Annotated in this window: 4 protein-coding genes; all 4 read left to right on the top strand. The window is 50.8% G+C overall.

Going from position 1 to position 7,050, the window contains the following annotated elements:
- Positions 1–149: 149 nt before the first annotated feature.
- The 4 genes from B2899_RS02570 (at position 150) to B2899_RS02555 (ending at position 6,706) form a co-directional block, all read left to right on the top strand.
- A complete protein-coding gene (locus tag B2899_RS02570) occupies positions 150–1,817 on the top strand; it encodes a DNA repair helicase XPB (protein ID WP_286883850.1) in 1,668 nt (555 codons plus the stop codon).
- A gap of 149 nt (positions 1,818–1,966) precedes the next feature.
- Complete coding sequence (locus B2899_RS02565; RefSeq protein ID WP_146809057.1) at positions 1,967–2,872, top strand: NAD(P)/FAD-dependent oxidoreductase; 906 nt, start codon at positions 1,967–1,969, stop codon at positions 2,870–2,872.
- Positions 2,873–3,362: 490 nt separating this feature from the next.
- Positions 3,363–4,367, top strand: coding sequence for a 2-oxoacid:acceptor oxidoreductase family protein (locus B2899_RS02560; RefSeq protein ID WP_146809056.1), 1,005 nt, complete (start codon positions 3,363–3,365; stop codon positions 4,365–4,367).
- A gap of 23 nt (positions 4,368–4,390) precedes the next feature.
- Positions 4,391–6,706 carry a thiamine pyrophosphate-dependent enzyme gene (locus B2899_RS02555; RefSeq protein ID WP_146809055.1) on the top strand — a complete coding sequence of 772 codons (2,316 nt, stop codon included), beginning with the start codon at positions 4,391–4,393 and terminating at the stop codon, positions 6,704–6,706.
- Positions 6,707–7,050 lie beyond the last annotated feature (344 nt).

Here is a 7,050-nt window from a genome sequence, read left to right as displayed (position 1 = left end):
CATTCTTTCCTCTCTTTTCCTTCCTACCCCAAAAGTCAGCCGCCCTTCTCATGATTTTCATGTCGGGATTGGGCTAAAAAGCCATAGTAGTTATATTTTTGGATACACTACACCCAAAAGGAAGTTCTGGAAGAGAAGGAGAATGGAATATGTCGCAGATGGAAAATCCGCTAATTGTCCAGGGTGATCGCACGCTGCTTTTGGAAGTGCGCCATCCAAAGTACAGTGAGGTTCGCGATGCTCTGACACCGTTCGCTGAATTGGTCAAGAGTCCTGATTATGTTCATACCTATCGTCTAACTCCGCTGTCGTTGTGGAACGCAGCCGCACTTGGCCTGCATGCTGACACGGTGCTTAATGTGCTGGAGCGGTATGCCAAATTCCCTGTGCCCGCTCCCGTAAAAAGTGAGATTGTCCGGACAATGTCGCGCTTCGGTCAACTGCAGTTGTTTGTGCGTGAGGGCGAGCTTGTGCTTTCGGCGGCCGGAGCACAAATCATGGAGGATATTCTAAGCTATGCATCGATCGCTAACTTAATCGAGCGTCGGCTGTGCGAGCGCGAAGTAATCGTACCGTTTGCCTGGCGTGGCGTTATTAAGCAATCCCTGTTAAAACTCGGCTATCCGGTTCAGGATATGGCAGGCTACACAGACGGAGAGCGGGTGGAGATGGAGCTTTGCAAACAGAGGGGCTTTGCGCTTCGTGATTATCAGGTAGCAGCGGTGGATGCATTCTACGCAGGAGGCAGTACATCCGGAGGAAACGGGGTGATTGTGCTCCCTTGCGGCGCTGGCAAAACATTGGTTGGCATTGAGACGATGGTACGGTTCGGCATGGCGACACTCGTGCTTACCAGCAGTACTACATCGGTGAAGCAATGGAAAAGCGAAATACTGGCTCGTACCACACTGACCGAAGAACAGGTCGGAATGTATACCGGACAGAAAAAACAGGTACGTCCCGTCACCATTAGCACATACCAGATGATTACACACCGGACGGCGGAGTCGGGAGAATTTCCGCATCTGTCGCTCTTTCATGAACGCGACTGGGGGTTGATTATTTACGATGAAGTGCATCTGCTGCCTGCCCCGGTGTTCCGCATGACCGCTGATATCCAGGCGAAGCGCCGCCTTGGCTTGACCGCTACGCTGGTGCGTGAAGATGGCCGCGCTGACGATGTGTTCAGTCTCATCGGTCCCAAAAAATACGAACTGCCATGGCGGCAGCTCGAGGAGCAGGGATTCATTGCAAGTGCGGTATGCACCGAGATTCGTGTGCCGCTGTCAGGCTTATTGAAGGCAGAGTACATGGGCGTGAGCGAGCGGCGGAAGTTTCGTATCGCCGCCGAAAACCCGGACAAGACTCCGGTGGTCAAAGATGTGCTGAAACGGCATGAAGGGGAACAAGTTCTTGTTATCGGCCACTACGTATCGCAATTGGAAGCGCTGGCGAGCGAGCTGGATGTGCCGTTGATTACAGGAAAAACATCCCAGGAAGAGCGAGAAGTGCTGTACCGGAAGTTTCGGCGCGGCGATATCAGGACGCTCGTCGTATCACGTGTTGCGAATTTCGCGATTGATTTGCCGGATGCAAGTGTGGCCGTGCAGGTCTCCGGTACGTTCGGTTCACGTCAGGAAGAGGCGCAGCGGCTGGGAAGGATTTTACGTCCGAAAAAGGATGGCCGGACGGCTCACTTCTACTCGCTCGTCTCGGCGGAATCAAAAGAAGAACAGTATGCGCACAGGCGCCAGATGTTTTTGGTTGAACAGGGATACCAGTATCGCTTGCAGGTTCTCAAACAAACATCCTCATAAACAGAGCAAAGAAACGGGCAGGAGATAAATGCTTCTGCCCGTCATTGTGTCACAAATTTTTCGATGAATTCTCCTTGTGAAAGCGGTGCAGAATGGGCAAACCAAAAGGAGGAACTTATTGCGTACCATGAGGAGGAGAGAACTATCCTATGTATGATTGTGCGATTATTGGAGGAGGCATCGCTGGTTTGCAGGCGGCCCTGCAGCTTGGCCGCTATATGCATCGTGTAATCGTGATTGACGCAGAAGGCGGACGTTCAAGCCTGGCACGGCGCTATGGTAATATTCTCGGGTTTCCTGACGGGGTCAGCGGTCCGGAACTTCGGGAGAGAGGGCGCGTTCAGGCCCAGAAGGTCGGAGTCGAATTTATGGACGGAAGAGTAAGCGGCGCAAGAAAAAGGGAGGAAGGGTTTAAATTAAAACTCGAAGACGGAAAAGAAGTAACGGCCAAGCGGGTGCTGATTAGCACCGGCCTGACTGATAGAATCCCGGATAATATCGAGGGGCTGCGTCGTGTACTCGGCACGGCGATCTATGTATGTCCGGACTGTGACGGGTATGAAATTCGCGATACGAAAGCCGTCGTATTGGGTGCAGGGAACGCCGGAGCGGCCATGGCCTGCGCGCTTCGTTACTGGACGGATGACTTAACCTATATCAACCATGAGCCGGAAGGGAAGTCTGTATCAGAGCATTGGAAGGAGGAGTGTGCCAAGACTGGCGTGAATATAGTCAGCGGTCCCGTGCTTGAGGTGCAGAGCAAAGAAGAGGGTGTCCTATCCGGCATCCGTATAGCGAACGGTCAAGTCGTCAAAGCGGAAAAGGGATTCATCGCATTTGGCGGCAATAAGGCCGAATCTGACGTTGCCGCCATGCTTGGCGTAGAACGATTGGAGAATGGGCACATCCCGGTGGATGGCCGAACAAAAGAAACAAATGTGCGCCACGTCTGGGCTGCGGGAGATGTGGCGGCGCATTCCCAACTTCTGACGGTAGCGATTGGTGACGGTGCTCAGGCCGCGATATGGATTCATAAAAGCCTGCAGGAAGCATAAAAAACTTGGCGCGGAACCATCACATCACCTTTAGTCGTGTGGAGTGTCAAAACAGCTTCTGTATAAGTACATCATTTTATTGTTATATTACAGCTTTCGAAGATTCAGGTAAAATCAGAGTCCGGCAGCGCCGGACTTTTTCTTTTGTCAATTATACAACGTATAAATAGTGTTAATTTATATCTGTTTTATAATATTTTTTAGTCCTGTATTATAACTGTAAAATAAATACCTCGATATGAGGGAGAATTATAAATTCAATTTTATCAACAAAGTAAGCGCTTTAAAAATAATAAGGGGAGTTTAGAGAAAAACAATGACAAACTGTTGCTTTAAAAAAATACACCTGTTATAATTTATTTGAATCTAAAATGCAAGACAATTCTAATTTTATAGTTGGTTATACGGACTATGGGTTTTTCTGGGGGAAAGATGTGTTTCAGGCAGAGCGATTGTCTGTTTATGTATGTTGAGATGGGGAGGAATAGAAATGTCGATACTTCCAAAGAAGAACGAACTTGGTTTTTATGAAATTCGTCTGGAATCTATCGGAGGGTTGGGAGCCAACCTGGCGGGGAAAATGCTGGCGGAAGCTGGTGTGCTGGGACTGGGGCTTAACGGAATGAACTTTTCTTCGTACGGTTCGGAGAAAAAGGGTTCGCCGGTAAAAGCGTTTATTCGCTTTAGCGATCCGGACGTGCAGATTCGTGCCGCCAGTCCGATCGAGCGGCCGCACGTGGTCGGGGTGTTTCATGAAGCGCTGTACAAAACGGTAGATGTCGTGTCCGGATTGGACGCACATGGTATCGTACTGGTTAATACCACACGTGATTTCGATGAAGTAAGGGAAGAACTGCATCTTGAATACGGTACGCTAGCGCTCGTCGACGCGCTCGGCATTGCCGTTGAAGAGAAAACAAAGGTCAACACCGCCATGCTCGGTGCGCTGTTCAGAATCTGTGACTTCCTTGATCCGGAAGCAATGCGCGCCGTTATTCGCAAAACGTTCGAGAAGAAATATCCGCACCTGGTGGAGCCGAACTTGCGCACGTTTGACCGCGGCTATAACGAAGTAGCATTTAAATCCTATGAAGTGCCGGAAGGATCGGCAGGCAAGGAATTCGTCCGACCCGAGCCGCTGCTTGGCTATGAAACTCAGCCGATTGGCGGAGTGATTGTGAATCCCGGAAACAGTATCCTGAAAGATTTGAGCGCAAGCCGCCAGGGCTTCCTGCCGGAATATCACGATTCGAAGTGTATTCATTGCGCAGCCTGCGATACGGTTTGCCCGGATTTTTGTTTTGTATGGGAAGAGGGCACTGACAAGAAAGGGCGTCCCCAGATGTTTTTGTCAGGCATTGATTATCAGTACTGCAAAGGCTGTCTGAAGTGTGTGCAGGCCTGTCCGGTGGAAGCGTTGACCGAGATGCGAGAAGAAATTGGCTATGCCGAAGAGCATCGTGTACCGCAAAAATTTATTCTGGCCGCTAATTAATCAGGAAGAGGGGATGGATTAGAATGGCAATCGAATATAATACAGAAAAAATGGCATTGGATAGTGCGGCGAAAGAAACGATGCCGGAGCAGAAGCTGACGTTTGAATCCGGCAATGAAATGGCGGCGATGGCGGCCGCTCAAATCAATTATCACTTAATGGGGTATTTCCCGATTACGCCGTCTACGGAAGTGGCGCAGTTTCTTGACGCGATGAAGACGCGCGGCGAGCATGATATCGTGCTGATTCCGGCCGATGGGGAACATGGTTCAGCCGGGGTTTGTTACGGTGCGGCCGCAGCGGGCGGACGTGTGTTTAACGCGACCAGCGCAAACGGTTTCTTATACATGATCGAGCAGCTTCCGGTACAGTCCGGTACGCGCTTCCCGATGGTAATGAACCTGGTTACCCGTGCAATCAGCGGTCCGCTTGACATCCGGGGCGACCATTCGGATTTATATTACGGGCTTAATATCGGTTGGCCGATTCTTTTGGCGCGTGACCCGCAGGCGGTATATGATATGAACATCATGGCATTGCGCGTAGCCGAGCATGCGGATGTGCGCCTTCCGGTAATGGTAGCATACGATGGCTTTTTCACGTCACACCAAAAGCGCCGTGTGAATTACTTTGCCGACCGGAAGACAGTACAGAATTTCGTGGGCAAGGTGCCGTCCGGATACGTGCATGCACTGGACCCGGAAAATCCGGTGACCATCGGACCGTACATGAATGACCCTGATTTAATCAACAACAACTATCAGCAATCTGAAGCAATGTACCGCGCTGGCGAAGTGTTTAAGCAGGTAGCGGCAGAATATGAGAAGATTTCGGGGCGCAAATACGAAGTGCTCGATCTCTATCGTATGGAAGATGCGGAAGTAGCGGTATTTCTGCTTAACTCCGCGGCCGAGACGGCGAAAGATGTGGCTGATCAGCTGCGTGCCAAAGGCATTAAAGCCGGGGTTATCAGTCCGAACATGATTCGTCCGTGGCCGGCGAAAGAAATTCAAGAGGCTTGTAAAAACCTCAAGGCCATCATGATCGGGGAGCGTGCCGATTCCTACGGCGGACATGGCGGCAATCTTACACACGAATTAAAAGCGACGCTGCAGGAAATCAAAGGCAACGAAACGATTGTAGTGAGCCGGATCTTCGGTGTCGGCGGCAAGGACTTCTACCATGATGATGCAGAGGCGTTTTTCGCCCTGGCCATGGAGGCGGCCGAGCTGGGATATGCGCCGGTTCCGTTCGATTACTTCGGACATACGCCGGGCAATCCGGAAGCAGCACCGAAGCGGGTATTAAAGCCGCTGCACGGCGATGCGTTCAAATCAGGACTGATTCACGTGACACCGAACGAAGAAACTGGCAAGCTGGACGTGAAAATTCCGCCGCTGCGTGCGCTCACAGGGAAGCCGAAGCGCATTGCGCCGGGGCATGGCGCTTGCCCGGGCTGCGGGATTTTTCCGGGATTGGAACTGTTCTTTAAAGGTATTGAAGGCGATATTGTTGTGCTGTTCCAAACCGGTTGCGCAATGGTTGTAACGACTGGATATCCATACAGCTCGCATAAGCAGACATACATTCATAACCTGTTCCAGAACGGAGCGGCAACGCTGTCCGGTGTGGTAGAGATGTTCCACGAGCGCAAACGTCGCGGTGAAATCCAGGTAGCGGATGACTTTACATTTGTTATGGTTACCGGCGACGGCGGTATGGATATCGGAATGGGACCGGCAATCGGTACGGCGCTACGCAACCATAAGATGATTATTCTTGAATATGATAACGAGGGATATATGAACACCGGCAGTCAGCTGTCGTATTCGACTCCGATGGGTCATATGACGTCGACATCCAATGTCGGCAAGATGCAGGGCGGTAAAGCGTTCCACCATAAAGACACAGCGCAAATTATGGCGGCCACTAACATTCCGTACGTATTCACGGGTACGGAAGCATTCCCGCAGGATTTGCTAAAAAAGGCAGCCAAAGCCCAATGGTATGCACAGAACGTTGGCATGGTATACGGAAAAATTCTTATCGCCTGTCCGCTCAACTGGAAATCCGCCGATGAACAGGGTCGAAATATTGTTGAGGCCGCCGTCAATTCCTGCTTCTTCCCGCTGTATGAAGTGGAGAGGGGTGTGACGACCATTACGTACGACCCGGACGCAAGAAAGAAACGGATTGAAGTGAAGGATTGGCTCAAAATGATGGGCAAGACGAAGCACCTCACCAAGCCGGAGTATGCGGAAATGCTTGCTTCCTTCGCTAACGAAGTCGACCGCCGCTGGAATCGACTGAAAGCCAAACACGAAAACGAATATCTATAAGAAAATCAGGACAAGGCGCAAGGTTCGCTGTTTTTTCCGCCGGGAAGGAGAAAAAGCACGCGTTTTGCTGCCTGAACACCCGCCAAACATCTGGGCCTCTCGAAGAGAGAGACAGTGGCGGGTCTTTTTTCTGTGAAGATCATGAGAAAAGAAGGAAGGGGAAGAGGAAATAAGATCCAGGGAAGAAAAAGGCGTTCGCCTTTTTACCCATTGAAATCACCCCCTCGTTCTCATCTTTCTTTTCCTTCGTACCCCAAAAGTCAATTGTTCTTCCTATGATTTTCATGTCGGGGTTGCGGCTGAAACACCATGGTGGTTGTGGGATACGTTAAAACCCCAAGCAT

Source organism: Aneurinibacillus sp. UBA3580 (genome assembly GCF_002375825.1).
GTDB classification, from domain to species: domain Bacteria; phylum Bacillota; class Bacilli; order Aneurinibacillales; family Aneurinibacillaceae; genus Aneurinibacillus; species Aneurinibacillus danicus.
This window is presented reverse-complemented; position numbering and strand designations above follow the sequence as displayed.